Genomic DNA, 15,376 nt, shown 5'->3' on the forward strand with positions numbered 1-15,376 from the left:
ACCCATTCTGCCCCTCAAGCCAGGCAGCGGTAGCGCAGGTAGACCACGCCGTTCCGGAACGTGCGCTCATCCACGAGTTCCAGCCGGAGGTTCAGGCCGTCGGGCAGGAACCGCAGGCCCCCGCCCACCGATACCGGGTTGAGGAATATCCGGCACTCGTCCACCAGCCCGGCCCGGAGCGCGGCAGCGGCCAGGGTGGACCCGCCGATGCCGATGCTGCCTTCCGTGTTCTCCTTCAGGTTCCGGATGGCACCGGCATCGAAGGAGCGCTCGATCCGCGTTCTCGGAGCCGGCGGCGCGTCCAGGGTTTCCGAATAGACGATCTTGTCCGCGGCGCGCCAGATGCGGGCGTAGTCCTGGATCACGGGCGGATCGTCGCTGCCGCCAAGGGTTTCCCAGACGGCCATGACCTCGTACATGCGCCGCCCCAGCAGGTACGTGGTGACCTCGCGTTCAAGATCGTTGACGAAGGCGTGCACTTCCTCATCCGGTGCGCTCCAGTCGAAGTTGCCGCTGCTGTCTGCGACGTAGCCGTCCAGGGAGGCGATGCCGGTGTAGATGAGCTCAGCCATGCGCCCCATTCTGCCCCGCCTGCCGGTCACTGACGAGGAACTGCTGCACCATGGTCCAGAGATTGGTGACCGTCCAATAGACCAGGACACCGATGGGAAACAGGACGCCGCCCACAGCGAAGACGACGGGCAGCGCGTAAAGCAGCATCTTTTGCTGCTTCACAAAGGGGCTTTCAGGAGCCCCCGGGACCGCCGTCCGGGCCATGATCCGTCTTTGCGTCAAGAACTGCGCAGCGACCATCACCAGGATCATCAGGACGGTCAGCAGCACAACGGCGGCCGGGTCGCCGGCACCGCCATGAAGCACCGACGCGGTCAAGGACGCCCCGAAGATGCTGGACTGGTCAAACTGCACCACGTGGCCGGCGCTCATCGCCCCGATCCCCTCCCCCTGCTGCGCCCGTGTACTGATGCCGGAGAGGACCTGGAACAGTCCCAGGAAGAACGGGACCTGGACCAGCACGGGAAGGCAGGCCGAAAACGGGTTGGTCCCGTGCTCCCGGTACAGCGCCATCTGCTCCTGGGCCATTGCCTGGCGGGACAGCGGGTCCGTTTTGCCTTGGTATTTTTCCTGGAGCTTCTTCAGGTCCGGCTGCAGGAGCCGCATCCAGCGCTGGGCATCGAGCTGCTTCAGGAACACGGGAATCAGCGCCGCGCGGATCAGCAGCACCAGCCCGATGATGGACAGCGTCCAGGTCCAGCCGCTGGCCGCCGGCATGCCGGCCGCGCTTAGCCCGTCGTGGATTCCGACCATGGTGACGGACACAAGCCACTGGAACGGAGCCATGATTTCGTCAAGTACGTCCATGCGGCGGTCCCCCAATGTCTGATGCCGCAAAGCTACGGCGAAACCGGGAACTTGTCACGCAACGAAAAAGCGGGGGCCGGCGAAGATCGCCAGCCCCCGCAGGGCCACCAGTTGAAGCTGGTGGACATGTCCGTTTGTTTACTGCTTTACGAGCGTGTTGCCGTAGCCGGCATCGCACTTGCCGTCGTGGATGACTCCTGCCCCCGGTGCCACAACGTAGTTGCTTGCCGGGTTGAAGACGGCGGTGTTGACGTTGGTTACCTTGCTGGCGCAGGCGTTGGCGCCGTCGGCGCTCATGCTCTGGCCGCCGATCCACATGTCGATCCAGATGGTGGAGTTGGTGCCATGGACGTTGACGCCCTGGTGGCACGGGCCGCCCTGGGGATCGTTGCCGTCACCGCAGGTGTCTTCGACGATGAAGTAGCGGCGGACGTCCGGAAGGTAGATCCGCGTGCCGGCCGGGAAGTCGAGGACGTCCTCACCGGTGGCCAGCGAGTGGCCCACGGCGATGGTGATGGGGTCTTCGTAGGTGCCGGCGCCTCCGGCGGTCTTGTGCAGTACCGGGTGGCTGATGGCGGACGAGCCTGCCGGGGTGTTGTCGTACCAGGTGTACGCCGTCGTGTAGGCGGTGGTGACGATCCGTTCGGAGGTCGACGCCGGCAGGACCGGTGCGGGGGCAGCGGCAGGGGCTGCGGGTGCCGGGACAGCCGACGGCACGGGGCGCACGGTCTGCAGCTTTTCAGCTGCCTTCTGGGCGGTTGCCACTGCCGCCGCCTGGGCCTTCTCGGCCTCTGCTTTTTCGGCTGCGGCCTTGGCGGCCTTCTCAGCTTCGGCTGCTGCCTGGGCCTTCTCGGCTGCGGCAGCTTCCTCGGCCTTCTTGGCAGCAGCGGCCTTTTCGGCGGCAGCGCGCTGGGAGGCCCCCACCTCTGCGGACGACTTGTCGTGGACGGTGCTGGAGCTGGCTTCAATACCGGCGTTCGCCGAGGACTGTGCGGATGAGTTTGCGTCGCTGCTTACGCCGCTGCACGCCGACGTGGCGAGCAGGACCGAGAGCATGCCGACGGCCAGCAGATTGTTTCTGCGCATGGAAAACAAAGCCTCTTCATGGGAGTGCGGAACGGGCAGTCCCAGGGGGATCCTGCCCGGAGTTGGGCGCGGCTGCGGAACGCAAGGGCGCTGCCACCTGGGGGCTTACCACACGCAAGCATCAACGACGCTCTTTGGGAGGCGTGTGCGCCAGCCGGTGACCTAAACGTTACCTTGGCCGGCGGGAAGGATGCCAATCGGTGACACGCCGGCCCCAGGACCTGCAGCGAGGGGCACCCAATGAGGAAGTTAAACAGGAAAACCCCCGGAATCTCGGGGATTCCGGGGGTTTAGCCTGTAGCGGTGGGGAGGCTCGATCTCCCGACCTCACGATTATGAGTCGTGCGCTCTAACCAACTGAGCTACACCGCCACGAATGAGAAAAACCTGCGCCAAGCCGGTCAAAACCGCCTTGACACAGGCCCTCATTCAGAGCCCCCCACCGGAATCGATCCGGTGACCTCGTTCTTACCAAGAACGCGCTCTACCACTGAGCTAGGGGGGCAACGAGTAAATACTCTACCGGAAGATTTTCCCACCAACAAATCGGCTCCCCGGGCGGCCGGGAAGCGGCGCAACAGTTGCGCTTCTCCCCTTCACAGGGTCGCTTTTCCGCGCCAATACAAGGGTTCCGGGGCCGCCAGCCGGCACCGCGCCGGGCGTCAAAGGCCCAGTGCAGACCCGCGAGATGCATGAAGTGTGGCGAGTCCCACACCCGAAAACTTTTTGTCCGCGCACGGCAACAACGCGAAGTCACTTCCGGCCCACTTCCAGGCGCGGAACGGGCCAGGAGTGACCCCGCGTTGTCCTGGGCCGCGGGCGACGTCACCGGCTGCGGGGAAAGACAAAGGACCGGACGACGGAGGGGCCGCCGCCGTCGTGCGTTAAATGCCGATGGGCCGGCTCGAAAGCCGGCCCATCGGGGATGTCAGACTAGCTGACGGTTACCACTTGCCCTTGCGGTTGAAGTCGCGGTGTCCGCCTTCGTTGCCGCGGGGCTTGCGGGAGCCGTCGCCGTGGCCGCCGAAGCGGGAGTCGCTGGACTGGCCACGGTCGCCGAAGGAGCGCTCGGAACGTTCGCTGTAGGAGCGGCCGCCGCGGTCCGCGGAGGTGCGCTCGCCGTCGTTCTTGCGGAACTCCTTCTTGAACCCACCGCTGCCCTTGAAGTTGCCGCCGCGGTCACCGCCACGGTCGCCGCCGCGGTTGCCCTGGTAGGCGCCGCGTTCGCCCGAGGGCTTGCGGCCGTTATCCAGCTCGAGGTGGATCAGCTCGCCGCCGATCCGGGTGCGGGACAGGGCACGCAGCTGCTCGGGGCTCAGGTCCGCGGGCAGCTCCACCAGGGAGTGGTCCGAGCGGATGTCGATGCCGCCGATCTGCGCCGAGGAGATGCCGCCCTCGTTGGCGATGGCGCCCACGATGGAACCGGGCATGACGCGCTGGCGGCGTCCCACGGCGATCCGGTAGGTGGCGTTGCCCTCGGTGAGCGCACGGGTGGGGCCGCGGGAGCCGAAGCCGTCCTTGGAGCGCTCGCGCTTCTGGAACTCGGGAGCTGCGGGGAGCTCCTTGACCAGCAGCGGCTGTCCGCCCTGTGCCATCACGGCAAGCGCGGCTGCGATCTCCGAGGCCGGAACGTTGTGCTCTTCCTCGTAGGACGCGATGAGGTCGCGGAACGGAGCCACGTCCTCGGAGGCCAGGGTCTCCGTGATGCGCTCGGCGAACTTGCCCAGGCGCAGCGTGTTCACGGTCTCGGCCGTGGGCAGGTGCATCTGCTCCACCGGCTGGCGGGTGGCCTTCTCGATGGAACGGAGCAGGTACTTCTCGCGCGGCGTCATGAAGAGGATCGCGTCACCCGAACGGCCTGCACGGCCGGTACGGCCGATGCGGTGCACGTAGGACTCGGTGTCATGCGGGATGTCGTAGTTGATGACGTGGCTGATGCGCTCCACGTCAAGGCCACGGGCTGCGACGTCGGTGGCCACGAGGATGTCGATGCGGCCTTCCTTCAGCGCGTCCACGGTGCGTTCACGCTGCTGCTGCGGGATGTCACCGTTGATGGCGGCCGCCTGGAAACCGCGGGACTTCAGCTTGTCGGCGAGGTCCTCGGTAGCCATCTTGGTCCGCACGAAGGCAATAACGCCGTCGAACTCTTCAACCTCGAGGATGCGGGTCATGGCATCGAGCTTGTGCGGGCCCATGACCTGCAGGTACCGCTGGCGGGTGTTGGCGCCGGTGGTGGTCTTGGACTTGACGGAGATCTCGGCCGGGTTGTTCAGGTACTGCTTGGACATACGGCGGATCTGGCTCGGCATGGTGGCAGAGAACAGTGCAACCTGGCGGTCCTCGGGCGTCTGCTGGAAGATCTGCTCAACATCGTCCGCGAAGCCCATGCGGAGCATTTCGTCAGCCTCGTCCAGCACCAGGTACTGGAGCTCGGACAGGTCAAGGGAGCCCTTTGCGATGTGGTCGATCACGCGGCCGGGGGTACCCACAACCACCTGGGCGCCGCGGCGCAGGCCTGCGAGCTGGGGGCCGTAGGCGGAGCCGCCGTAGACGGGAAGGACGGTGAAGTCGTCGATGTGCTTGGCGTAGGAAGTGAAGGCCTCGGCAACCTGGAGCGCGAGCTCACGGGTAGGAGCCAGCACCAGGGCCTGCGTCTTGCGGGACGGGCCGTTGAGGTCGTGGAGCTCTGCCAGGCGGGACAGTGCCGGTACTGCGAATGCTGCAGTCTTACCGGTGCCGGTCTGGGCGAGGCCCACAACGTCGCGGCCTTCAAGCAGCAGCGGGATGGTTGCTGCCTGGATGGGGGACGGCTTTTCGTAGCCGACGTCCTGCAGGGCGGCCAGGACGCGGCCGTCGATGCCGAGGTCGGCGAACTTGATGCCTTCTTCGTCGTCTTCCTCGACCTTGGCGGCGGGAGCGGACGTCTCTGCGGCGGGTGCGGCGGGTTCTGCTGCCGGGGCAACAGCTGCTTCAGCGGGCTCTGCTGCGGGGGCAACGGCCTCGGTGAATTCGACAGCCGCGGCGGGGGCGTCGTTCACGGTGTTCGGGGTGTCGACGGAGTCGTTGTGATTTTCGGGCATAGGGAAATATTCCTCATCCATAGGGGGCCAGGCGGCACTACCCGAGGTGAGCGGAGCCGCAGTACGTGTGCCGTGGATGCCGGGCAAACGTTGACCGGCCGGTCACAGAAGTCCGGCGCTTTCGCAATCCCGTGGCAGGACTTCGCGCTGCATCTCTTGGCTGCTATCCCAGCAGTCTGTACAGCGTTTTCTTTAGCCGGCTCTCCCTATGAAAATGCCCGCATCGCTTGTGCGGGCCCCAACACTTGCCAGTCCTGCCTCAAAAATTGGGCAGGAATAAGGGATTTCCGGAGTGGGGGATGTTTCAAGTGTACGGTACGGAAGGTACGGACCGGAAATCAGGCGGCCGACGGCGGCGGTGAGCTTGCGCACATGGCGCGCCTCCGCCGTCGTACTCTTCCGCGCTAGCCGCGGAGCTGCCGCTGGAGCGCCTCGAACTTCTTGGTGAATTCCGGCTGCTGCAGGCGGATCTCGCCGTCGGCGTCCGCATCCTTGAGCGCTTCCATGGCCTCCATGTCCGGCCCGCTGAACCACCGGCCGATCGTGACGCCGTGCCGCGGAACGAAGGTCCGGTGGATATGGTCGCCGGCCTGGATGGTTCCGGTACGGATCACCCGGAGGTAGGCCCCCACCCTGCCCTCCTCCGTGAAGCGTTTGACGAATGCGCGCTCCCCCAGCCGCCGTTGGAACGTGGCACAGGGGGTGCGGGGGGACGTGACTTCCAGTTCGACGTCGAGCCCGATCTTCCAGCGCTCTCCGATCACGGCGGAAGTGGCGTCGATGCCTGTTACCCGGAGGTTCTCGCCGAAGATGCCCGGCGGCACGTCACGCTGGAGCTCCGCGGCCCAATAGTCGGCGTCGGCCTGGGAATAGGCGTAGACGGCCTGGTCCGGGCCGCCGTGGTGGACCCGGTTTGCCTGGATGTCTCCCTGCAGGCCCAGCCGGTGCACCTTGACCGGCCCTTCGACGGGTCGCTTGTCAATCGCCGTCACGCCCACGTTCGAGGCGTCGGGCAGGAGTTGGTGGACACGGCAGACGGCAAGCACGGACGCGGTTTCCATGGCTCCAGTGTAGGGTCCCGGACCCGTGCCGGACCGGATGGGCAGCGCTCCCCTATCTCCCGCTCGCAGCCCCGGCCGGCAAGGACTACGCTGAATTGAAGATTTGCATTTGGGGGTGCAGCGCTGTGCCCAATTTCCGTGGACAACAGAGGGGGACACCGTGGACCCGAACACCGGGGATCCGAAGGATCCGGAGCGCGAGCCGGGCAGCGCCCAGGGCGCCGGCGAGGGCAGCAGCCCCAAGCCTCCTCCATGGCAGGTACCCAAACCGGAACTCCGCCCGGAACTGCTCAACGAACCTGTCACCCCGGTGGACCCGTTTGCCCGGGACCGGGAGAAGCAGCTCAACGAGGCGGCGGCCCGGAAGAAGCGCTCCCAGCGGCGCACCGTCGTCGTCGGCCTTGGCGTGACCGCCCTGCTGGCCGGCACCATCACCGCAGTGGTTGCCAGCAACCAGGACGAACCCGAATACGCGCAGGTGTGCTTCAACGATGAAACCGGCGAGCGCGTCGAGGATGCCAGCTGCGACAGTTCTGCCGGGAGGGCCGGCGGCATCTACGCCTGGTACTTCTTCTCCCGTGGCGCCTACGTTCCGGCAGTGGGACAGAACCGCTCCACAGCTCCCAACTACACCCGGACCGTGCCCAGCGGCGCAAAAGCCTCAACGGGCTACACCAACCAGGGCGGCACCGTCAGCAGGGGCGGTTTCGGCACCAGCGCCAAAAGCGGCACCAGCGGCGGCGGCAAAGTCTCGGGGGGCTGAGCGTGAAGCGGTTGCCCTCTGAACCCCGGCCGGGCTGGAAGCAGAAGATTGAAGAGCAGGGCCTGGTTTTCTCCACAACCACCATGGATGACGGACGGAAGATCGAATACTGGAACGAATCCGCCTACTACGAGTTCACCATGGACGAGGTGGAAACCCTCGAGGAGACAGCCGAAGAGATGCACCGGATGTGCATTGAGGCGGCACAATTCCTTGCCACCGGAGCCATGGGCACCATCGGCATCGGTCCGCAGGCACTGGAGCTGGCCGCTGAATCCCTGCAGGCCGGCGACGTGGACGTCTATGGCCGGTTCGACTTCATCTACGACGGGCAGGGCGGCCCGGCGAAGATGCTCGAATACAACGCTGATACCCCCACCGGCCTGATCGAGGCCGCCGTGGCGCAGTGGTTCTGGCTGCAGGACGTCTTCCCGGAAAAGGACCAGTGGAACGGCATCCATGAAGCCCTGATCCGGCAGTGGAAGAAGTTCCAGTACCGCACCGGCATGAGCACCCTCCACGTGGCGCACTCGGAGGTGGAGGAATCCGGTGAAGACTGGATGACCGCGGCCTACATGCGGGACGTCGCCAGCCAGGCCGGATGGACCACCATCGGGATCAACATGTCCGATATCGGCTGGGACCCCAACCTCAACCGCTTCGTGGACCTGGACAACTTCATGATCAGCACCATCTTCAAGCTGTATCCGTGGGAGCTGATGATGAAGGAGCCGTTCGGGCACCGGCTGCTGGAACGCGCGCACAACCCCCGCTGGGTGGAGCCTGCCTGGAAGATGCTGCTCTCCAACAAGGCCCTCCTGGCCGCCCTCTGGCACCTGTACCCGGAGCACCCCAACCTGCTGCCCGCCTACCTCAACGAGCCGGGGCCGCTGAAGGAATGGGTGGCCAAGCCGCTGCACGGCCGTGAAGGCGACAACATCAAGATCCACGCCGAGGGCATCAGCCTGGAGCAGCCGGGCGGGTACGGCCGCGAGGGCTGGTGCTACCAGCAGTACCACCCGCTGCCGGACTTCGACGGCAGCCATCCCGTCCTGGGCCTGTGGGTGGTGGACGGGGAATCCGTAGGCTGCGGCATCCGCGAATCTGACGGCCCCGTCACCGACTACTTCTGCCGCTTCGTGCCCAACACCATCGACGCGCCGGCGCCCCTTTCGGCCGCTGCCTCCTCCAGCAAAGCAGGTATCCAACTATGAGCACAGACACGACGACGGCGGGCGGCCAGGGCGGAGCGCCCGGCACCCCGGTCCCCGCCAAGGGACTGCGCGCCGGAATCCTGGACCTTGGCGACTCCGTCATGCTCGGCTTGGCCTCCACGGCACCGGTCTACTCGCTTGCCGCCACGCTGGGCCTCATCGTGGCGGTGAACGGGAACTACACTCCGCTGATCCTGCTCATCGGTTTCATCCCTGTCCTCTTCATCGCATACGCCTTCCGCGAGCTGAACAGCGCCATCCCGGACTGCGGCACCACCTTCACCTGGTCCCGCCGCGCCTTCGGGCCCTGGGCCGGCTGGCTGGGCGGCTGGGGTGTGGCGCTTGCCGGCATCGTGGTCCTGGCCAACCTCGCGCAGGTGGCCGGCCAGTACCTCTGGCTTCTGGTGGGCGACGGGGCGCTGGCGGAAAACAAGATCCTGGTCACCGCCACCGGCGTGCTGTTCATCGCCGTGATGACCCTGGTCAACTACCGCGGCATCAGGCTGGGCGAGCACGTCCAGCGGGTGCTGACTTACGTGCAATACATCGCCCTGGGAATTTTCGCGCTGGCCATCGTGGTCCGGATCGTCGGCGGGGCGCCGGAGGGGCAGGCGTTCGACCTTGAATGGTTCAACCCGGCCGGCGCCTTCGCCGATCCCGGGGCGGTGGTGCACGGGGCGCTCCTGGCCCTCTTTATCTACTGGGGCTGGGATACCTGCCTGGCCGTGAACGAGGAAACGGAGAACCCGTCCGTCACGCCGGGACGCGGTGCCGTCATCTCGGCCTTTGTCCTGGTAGCCATCTACGTCTCCGTGGCCCTGCTGGTGATGATGTACGCCACCGTGGGCAGCGAGGGAATCGGCCTGGGCAACGAGGCCAACCAGGACGACGTGTTCGTGGCCATGAAGGACGTCGTGCTCGGCCCGTGGGGCTGGCTGATCGTCGTCGCTGTCCTCGCATCGGTGCTGTCCTCCACGCAGACCACCATCCTGCCCACCGCCCGCGGAACGCTGTCGATGGGCGTCCATGGTGCCCTGCCCGCCAGGTTCGGCAGGGTCCATCCACGGAACCAGACTCCCGGCTTTTCCACGCAGGTGATGGGCGCGGCAGCCATCGCCTACTACGTGGCCATGAGCTTCCTCAGCGAAAACCTGCTCTCGGATTCCATCAGCTCCATCAGCCTGTTCATCGCCTTCTACTACGCCCTCACCGGTTTCGCCTGCTTCTGGTACTTCCGGGGCACCCTGCGCGAGTCGGCCCGTAACCTCTGGTTCCGCGGGATCCTGCCGCTGGTTGGCGCGCTGCTCCTGACAGGCGCTTTCTTTGTCTCGGCCGTGCAGATGTGGGACCCGGCCTACGGCGATACCGAGATTTTCGGCGTCGGCGGGGCGTTCATCAGCGGCGTGGTGCTGCTGGCGCTGGGTGTGGTGCTGGCCGTCGTCTGCCGGTTCCTGCCCTCCACCCGCGGCTACTTCACGGGCAAGCCCACAGCCGTGGCCTCCGCCGCGACCACGGCATAGGCCCCTGATGACCGACGCAGCCGAACTATCAGCCAGCCCCGACCCGTCCGATGTCCTGGACCTGGATGTACTCCTGACCGCGGAAGAATTGTCAGTGCGCCAGAAGATCCGCGACTTCACCGACCAGCGGATCCGGCCCGGAATCGCCGCCTGGTACGACGCCGCCGTGTTCCCGCTGGAGCTTGCCCCTGAACTTGGCGGGCTGGGCGTCCTGGGGATGCACCTGCAGGGCTATGGATGCCCCGGCCGGTCCGCCGTCGAATACGGCCTGGCCGCGATGGAACTGGAGGCCGGCGATTCCGGGATCCGCACGTTCGTTTCGGTGCAGGGTTCCCTGGCCATGACCGCCATCCACAAGTGGGGCTCGGAGGAGCAGAAACAGGAATGGCTGCCCCGGATGGCGTCCGGCGAAGTCATTGGATGTTTCGCCCTGACCGAACCGACGGCCGGCTCCGACCCCTCCTCCATGACCACCGTCGCCCGCCGCGACGGTGCCGGAGACCAGGCAGGCTGGGTGCTGGACGGCGCCAAGCGTTGGATCGGCCTGGCGTCAGTGGCGGGCGTCATGGTGGTGTGGGCCAGGACCGACGGCGGCGTGCGCGGCTTCCTGGTCCCCGCCGGCACCCCGGGCGTGACGGCCACTCCCATCACGCAGAAATTGTCCATGCGGGCCTCCATCCAATGCGATGTGGTGTTCGACGGCGTCAGGCTGGGACCGGAGGCCCTGCTGCCGGCCGCCCGTGGCCTGCGCGCTCCGCTCACGTGCCTGAACGAGGCACGGTACGGCATCGCCTGGGGTGCGATGGGGGCTGCACGGGATTCCTACCAGGCGGCGCTGGCGTACTCGCAGGAGCGGCTGCAGTTCGGCAAGCCGCTGGCCGGATATCAGCTGACCCAGGAGAAGCTGGTCAACATGCTGGTGGAGATCCAGAAGGGCACGCTGCTGGCCCTGCACCTCGGACGGCTCAAGGACGCGGGAACTCTGAGGCCCGAGCAGGTCTCGCTGGGGAAACTGAACAACGTCCGGGAAGCGTTGGCCATCGCCCGCGAAGCCCGCTCCGTCCTGGGCGGCAACGGCATCACATTGGATTACCCGCCGCTGCGGCACGCCGCCAACCTGGAGTCGGTGCGAACCTATGAGGGCACCGACGAAGTCCACACCTTGATCCTCGGCCAGCACATCACCGGCATCGGCGCCTTCCGCTGACCCACCCCAAGTAAGTAGCGCTATCTGTCGTTCTGAGGGGTCAAAGCGACAGTTCGCGCTACCTAGTTGGGTGAGGTCCAGGCAAGGTGGGCCGGGCACCTAGGCTGAGAAGCCGCCGTCGGACTTGATCAGCTGGCCGGACACCCAGCGGCCCGCCGGCGAGAGCAGGAAGGCCGCTGTGCCTGCGACGTCTGCGGGAGTGCCCAGCCGGCCGGTGGGCTGGCGTTCGACGACGGCCTGCCGGATGTCGTCCGTCATCCAGCCCGTGTCCACCGGACCCGGGTTGAGGACGTTGGCGGAGATGCCCCGCGGACCCAGTTCGCGGGCCGCCGCGATCACGATCCTGTCCAGCGCGCCCTTTGACGCGCCGTAGGGAAGGTTGAACGCTGTGTGGTCACTGGTCAGCGCAACGATCGCGCCGCCGTCGTCCGTTGCCTGCCGCGCGAACGCCGAAATCAGCTGCCAGCTGGCCCGGGTGTTCACGGCGAAATGCCGCTCGAAGGATTCCAGGCTGGTGTCCAGGATCCCTGAGTCCACGGACTCCGCATGGCTGAGCACCATCCCCTGCAGCGGTCCCGCAAGCGAAACGGCCTCCGCTACCAGCCGGTCCGGGACGCCGGGATCCTGCAGATCGGCCGACAGGACGTGGACCCGGGCGCCGATGGCTTCGAGCTCGGCGGTCAGCCGGATGACGTCCTCGGGTTCACTCCCCCACGGCATCCGCTCGTCGTACTCCTGCCAGTAGGACAGGACCAGGTCCCAGCCGTCGGCCGCGAGCTGGCGGGCAATGCCGGCGCCGATGCCCGCCAGCCGGCCGGCACCCGTGATCAGGGCAGTATTGCGCACAGCGCCTTGCGAAGGGGTTTCCATGGCACCAGCGTAATAGGCCCTTCGCCTACGGCACCGGGACCGGTTCTTCCTGCGTCGCGGGATGCCGGCGGATGGTGGCGCTGATGACCGCCGCGATGGTGCACATGGCCGCCGCACCGAACCACGCGTACGTGTACTGGCCCGTCGCGTCCCGGATGAACCCGGCACCCAGCGCGGCCGCGGCCGCTCCCAGCTGGTGTGCTGCGAAGACCCAGCCGAAGACCACGCTGCCGTCCGCTCCGAAGGTTTCCCGGCAGATGGCGGCCGTCGGCGGGACGGTGGCAACCCAGTCCAGGCCGTAGATCACCACAAACACAAGCATGCTGGGCTGCACTTCGGCGCTCAGCAGCAGCGGCAGCACCAGCAGGCCGATGCCCCGGAACTGGTAATAGACGGCAAGCAGGATGCGCGGGTTGAAGCGGTCGGTCAGCCAGCCGGACGCGATGGTCCCCACGATGTCAAAAATCCCGACGACGGCGAGAAGGCCCGCAGCGGTGGTTTCAGGCATGCCGTGGTCATGGGCGGACGGGATGAAGTGGGTGCCGATCAGCCCGTTGGTGGTTGCCCCGCAGATCGCGAAGCCTGCCACCAGCGCCCAGAAGGTCCGGACCCGGCTGGCCCGCCGGAGTACCTGCAGCGCGCGCATGGCCGCGTTGCCCCGCGGGGCGGCGTCCCCGGCGATGGGTTCATTGGCCGGCGCCGTGACAGGTGGTTCCGCTCCGTAAGGCAGGACGCCGACGTCGGCCGGGGAGTTCTTGAGGAACTTCAGCACCAGCGGGACCACAGCCAGGGCACCTGCGGCGATGAGGAGCGAGGCCTGCCGCCAGCCGGGATCCTGGGCGAGCACCGCGATGAACGGCAGGAAGACCAGCTGGCCTGCCGCGCTGCCGGCCGTCAGGATACCGATCACCAGGCCCCGGCTCTTCACGAACCAAGTGTTGGCGATGGTGGCGGCGAAGACCAGTGCCATGGAGCCGGTGCCCAGCCCGATCAGCAGACCCCAAGTGAGGAGGATCTGCCAGGACTGGTTGACCAGCACGGTCAGGGCACTGCCGGCCCCGATCAGCACCAGCGCCGCGGCCGTGACCTTCCGGATGCCGAAGCGTTCCATCAGGGCGGCGGCAAAGGGTGCCGTGAGGCCGAAGAGGACCAGGTTGATGCTGACCGCCGCGGACAGCACGGTGGTGGACCAGCCGAACTCCTCCTGCAGCGGAACCATCAGGACGCCCGGGGCGGCGCGGAAACCGGCGGCTCCCACCAGGGCGAGGAAGGCCACCCCCGCCACAATCCAGGCAGGGTGCGGCCGGCGCCGCGTTGGCGGGGAAGGCAGGACAGGTGATTCCCGTTTGTCAGGAACAGCGGCCTCGTCAGGAAGGGTGCTCACGCGGCGGCTCCTGTACCGGACACTGCGGTGGAAAGTTCAACGGGGTGCTCAGACCTGGTCTGGCTGTGCCAGCTGGTGTTGGCCGCAGTCAGCCGTTCCCCGCATCCGGTGCAGGTGTCGGCGGACGTGGTCCGCTTCCCGCAGCCCGAATGGATCACGTACATATGGGCTTTGTCCGAGGGGGCCGGAAGATGCTTTTCCGCCCAGATGGTCACGGCATTCAGGACCGGCAGGGCATCCTCGCCCATGGGGGTGAGGACGTACTCCTGGCGGGTGCGGCCGCCGTCGTCGTACGCCTTCTTCTCCAGCAGCCCGGACTCCACCAGGCCGGCCAGGCGTTTGGTGAGCACCGAGTCCGCAACTTCCAAGCGGGCCTTGATGGCGTCAAAGCGCCCGTTGCCAAAGAAGATTTCGCGGAGTACCAGGACGGTCCACGGGTCGCCCAGGATGTCCAGGCCCCGGGCCATACTGCACGCGCGCCGGGACCAGTCAGATCGAAGTGCCATACGGGCACCCTAGCTGACTTCTTTGAAGAAAGCCAGGCACTCGCCGAAATGGCACTTGGCGGCAATCTCTGCCGGAAACATTGCCGTGAAGTGCAATCTCGCGGTGCCGGAAACCACTTACGGGATGGAGGTGAAGGCCTGCTCCAGGTCCGCGATCAGGTCCTCCACGTCCTCGATGCCGCAGGACAGCCGGAGCAGGTTCACCGGAACGGCCAGCTCGGTGCCCTTAACCGACGCGTGGGTCATCTCGGACGGGTAGTTCATCAGCGACTCAATGCCGCCCAGCGACTCCGCCAGCACGAACACGGACGTGGACTCGGCCACCTTCCGCGCCGCCGCCTCGCCGCCCTTGAACTGGACGGAGACCATCCCGCCGAAGCTCCGCATCTGCTTCTTCGCGAGTTCGTGGCCGGGGTGACTGGGCAGCCCCGGGTACAGGACTGCCTCCACCTCCGGGCGTTCCAGCAGCCATTCGGCGACGGCCTGGCCGTTAAGGCTGTGCCGGTCCATCCGTACACCCAGGGTCTTCAGGCCGCGGGTGGTCAGGAAGGCGTCCATGGGGCCGGACACCGCGCCGACCGCGAACTGGACGAAGCCGATCTTCTCAGCCAGTTCGGCGTCCTTGACCACCACGGCGCCGCCCACCACGTCGGAGTGCCCGCCGATGTATTTGGTGGTGGAGTGGACCACAACGTCGGCACCCAGGGCGAGCGGTGTCTGCAGGTAGGGGGACGCGAAGGTGTTGTCGACCACCAGGAGGGCCCCGGCGTCGTGCGCTATGTCCGCGAGCGCGGCGATGTCGGTGATCTTCATGAGCGGGTTGGACGGGGTCTCCACCCATACGAAACGGGTCTTGTTGGCGGCGACGGCCTGCCGGACGGTATCCAGGTTGGCCATGTCCACGGGAGTGTTTCCAATCCCCCAGTCGCCGAGGACCCGGCTGATGAGCCGGTAGGTTCCACCGTAGGCATCGTTGCCCAGCACGATGTGGTCGCCGGGCCGGGTCAGCGCGCGGATCAGCGCATCCTCCGCGGCGAGCCCGGAGCTGAAGCTGTAGGCGTGGGTGCCCAGCTCCAGGGCGGCCAGCTGTTCCTGCAGCGCGTCCCGGGTGGGGTTGCCGCCGCGGCCGTACTCGTACCCGTCGCGGAGTCCGCCGATGCCGTCCTGCGCATAGGTGGTGCTGAAGTGCAGCGGCGGCACCACAGCCCCGGTGCGGGGTTCGAAAGCCTGGCCGGCGTGCACGGCGCGGGTGTTGAAACCTTGGTTTTCAGAGGCGGACATGATGCTCCTTATCGGGTGAGCAGT

Annotated in this window: 13 protein-coding genes and 2 tRNA genes; 4 read left to right on the forward strand and 11 right to left on the reverse strand. The window is 66.7% G+C overall.

The window, feature by feature from the left end; genetic code table 11:
* Window positions 1-14: 14 nt before the first annotated feature.
* The 7 genes from ACZ9BC_RS12805 to ACZ9BC_RS12835 form a co-directional block, all read right to left on the reverse strand.
* Window positions 15-572 (reverse strand): dihydrofolate reductase family protein, encoded by a 558-nt coding sequence (locus ACZ9BC_RS12805; RefSeq protein WP_476246237.1) that lies wholly within the window; start codon window positions 570-572, stop codon window positions 15-17.
* Window positions 565-1,380, reverse strand: coding sequence for a membrane protein insertase YidC (yidC, locus tag ACZ9BC_RS12810; protein ID WP_476246238.1), 816 nt, complete (start codon window positions 1,378-1,380; stop codon window positions 565-567). Before yidC ends, ACZ9BC_RS12805 begins: the two co-directional genes overlap by 8 nt.
* 138 nt (window positions 1,381-1,518) lie before the next feature.
* Entirely contained in the window at window positions 1,519-2,466 is a 948-nt protein-coding gene (locus ACZ9BC_RS12815; RefSeq protein WP_476246239.1) for a hypothetical protein, read from the reverse strand.
* A gap of 298 nt (window positions 2,467-2,764) precedes the next feature.
* A tRNA-Met gene (locus ACZ9BC_RS12820) sits at window positions 2,765-2,838 on the reverse strand.
* 61 nt (window positions 2,839-2,899) lie between these two features.
* Window positions 2,900-2,971 (reverse strand) — tRNA-Thr (locus ACZ9BC_RS12825).
* A 439-nt stretch (window positions 2,972-3,410) separates the two neighbouring features.
* Window positions 3,411-5,546 (reverse strand): DEAD/DEAH box helicase, encoded by a 2,136-nt coding sequence (locus ACZ9BC_RS12830; RefSeq protein WP_476246240.1) that lies wholly within the window; start codon window positions 5,544-5,546, stop codon window positions 3,411-3,413.
* A gap of 404 nt (window positions 5,547-5,950) precedes the next feature.
* On the reverse strand, window positions 5,951-6,607 hold the full coding sequence (locus tag ACZ9BC_RS12835; protein WP_476246241.1) for an MOSC domain-containing protein: 657 nt from the start codon (window positions 6,605-6,607) through the stop codon (window positions 5,951-5,953).
* A 160-nt stretch (window positions 6,608-6,767) separates the two neighbouring features.
* On the opposite strand from ACZ9BC_RS12835, the gene ACZ9BC_RS12840 reads away from it, so the two are divergent.
* From ACZ9BC_RS12840 to ACZ9BC_RS12855, 4 genes are read left to right on the forward strand one after another with little or no spacing between them, the layout of a single operon-like run.
* Window positions 6,768-7,370: a Tat pathway signal protein gene (locus ACZ9BC_RS12840; protein WP_476246242.1), complete on the forward strand. Its 603-nt coding sequence runs from the start codon at window positions 6,768-6,770 to the stop codon at window positions 7,368-7,370.
* Window positions 7,371-7,372: 2 nt separating this feature from the next.
* Complete coding sequence (locus ACZ9BC_RS12845; protein WP_476246243.1) at window positions 7,373-8,584, forward strand: glutathionylspermidine synthase family protein; 1,212 nt, start codon at window positions 7,373-7,375, stop codon at window positions 8,582-8,584.
* Window positions 8,581-10,104 carry an APC family permease gene (locus ACZ9BC_RS12850; protein WP_476246244.1) on the forward strand — a complete coding sequence of 508 codons (1,524 nt, stop codon included), beginning with the start codon at window positions 8,581-8,583 and terminating at the stop codon, window positions 10,102-10,104. Before ACZ9BC_RS12845 ends, ACZ9BC_RS12850 begins: the two co-directional genes overlap by 4 nt.
* Window positions 10,105-10,111: 7 nt before the next feature.
* The gene (locus ACZ9BC_RS12855; RefSeq protein ID WP_476246245.1) at window positions 10,112-11,311 is read left to right on the forward strand and encodes an acyl-CoA dehydrogenase family protein; all 1,200 of its coding nucleotides are present in this window, start codon (window positions 10,112-10,114) and stop codon (window positions 11,309-11,311) included.
* Window positions 11,312-11,410: 99 nt separating this feature from the next.
* Here the strand turns inward: ACZ9BC_RS12855 and ACZ9BC_RS12860 are convergent, their stop codons facing one another.
* The 4 genes from ACZ9BC_RS12860 to ACZ9BC_RS12875 all read right to left on the reverse strand — a co-directional run bounded on the left by ACZ9BC_RS12860 (window position 11,411) and on the right by ACZ9BC_RS12875 (window position 15,352).
* Complete coding sequence (locus tag ACZ9BC_RS12860; protein ID WP_476246246.1) at window positions 11,411-12,181, reverse strand: SDR family oxidoreductase; 771 nt, start codon at window positions 12,179-12,181, stop codon at window positions 11,411-11,413.
* Window positions 12,182-12,206: 25 nt separating this feature from the next.
* Window positions 12,207-13,565 (reverse strand): MFS transporter, encoded by a 1,359-nt coding sequence (locus ACZ9BC_RS12865; protein ID WP_476246247.1) that lies wholly within the window; start codon window positions 13,563-13,565, stop codon window positions 12,207-12,209.
* Window positions 13,562-14,071, reverse strand: a complete 510-nt coding sequence (locus ACZ9BC_RS12870) for a winged helix-turn-helix transcriptional regulator (RefSeq protein WP_476246248.1) — start codon at window positions 14,069-14,071, stop codon at window positions 13,562-13,564. Before ACZ9BC_RS12870 ends, ACZ9BC_RS12865 begins: the two co-directional genes overlap by 4 nt.
* 117 nt (window positions 14,072-14,188) lie before the next feature.
* A complete protein-coding gene (locus ACZ9BC_RS12875; protein WP_476246249.1) occupies window positions 14,189-15,352 on the reverse strand; it encodes a cystathionine gamma-synthase in 1,164 nt (387 codons plus the stop codon).
* Window positions 15,353-15,376 lie beyond the last annotated feature (24 nt).

Source organism: Pseudarthrobacter sp. TE3704 (genome assembly GCF_056279405.1).

Coding starts and splice junctions, on each gene's coding strand:
- ACZ9BC_RS12805 (WP_476246237.1), bottom strand. CDS start 572: ATGGCTGAGCTCATCTACACCGGCATCGCCTCCCTGGACGGCTACGTC.
- yidC (WP_476246238.1), bottom strand. CDS start 1,380: ATGGACGTACTTGACGAAATCATGGCTCCGTTCCAGTGGCTTGTGTCC.
- ACZ9BC_RS12815 (WP_476246239.1), bottom strand. CDS start 2,466: ATGCGCAGAAACAATCTGCTGGCCGTCGGCATGCTCTCGGTCCTGCTC.
- ACZ9BC_RS12830 (WP_476246240.1), bottom strand. CDS start 5,546: ATGCCCGAAAATCACAACGACTCCGTCGACACCCCGAACACCGTGAAC.
- ACZ9BC_RS12835 (WP_476246241.1), bottom strand. CDS start 6,607: ATGGAAACCGCGTCCGTGCTTGCCGTCTGCCGTGTCCACCAACTCCTG.
- ACZ9BC_RS12850 (WP_476246244.1), top strand. CDS start 8,581: ATGAGCACAGACACGACGACGGCGGGCGGCCAGGGCGGAGCGCCCGGC.
- ACZ9BC_RS12855 (WP_476246245.1), top strand. CDS start 10,112: ATGACCGACGCAGCCGAACTATCAGCCAGCCCCGACCCGTCCGATGTC.
- ACZ9BC_RS12860 (WP_476246246.1), bottom strand. CDS start 12,181: ATGGAAACCCCTTCGCAAGGCGCTGTGCGCAATACTGCCCTGATCACG.
- ACZ9BC_RS12870 (WP_476246248.1), bottom strand. CDS start 14,071: ATGGCACTTCGATCTGACTGGTCCCGGCGCGCGTGCAGTATGGCCCGG.
- ACZ9BC_RS12875 (WP_476246249.1), bottom strand. CDS start 15,352: ATGTCCGCCTCTGAAAACCAAGGTTTCAACACCCGCGCCGTGCACGCC.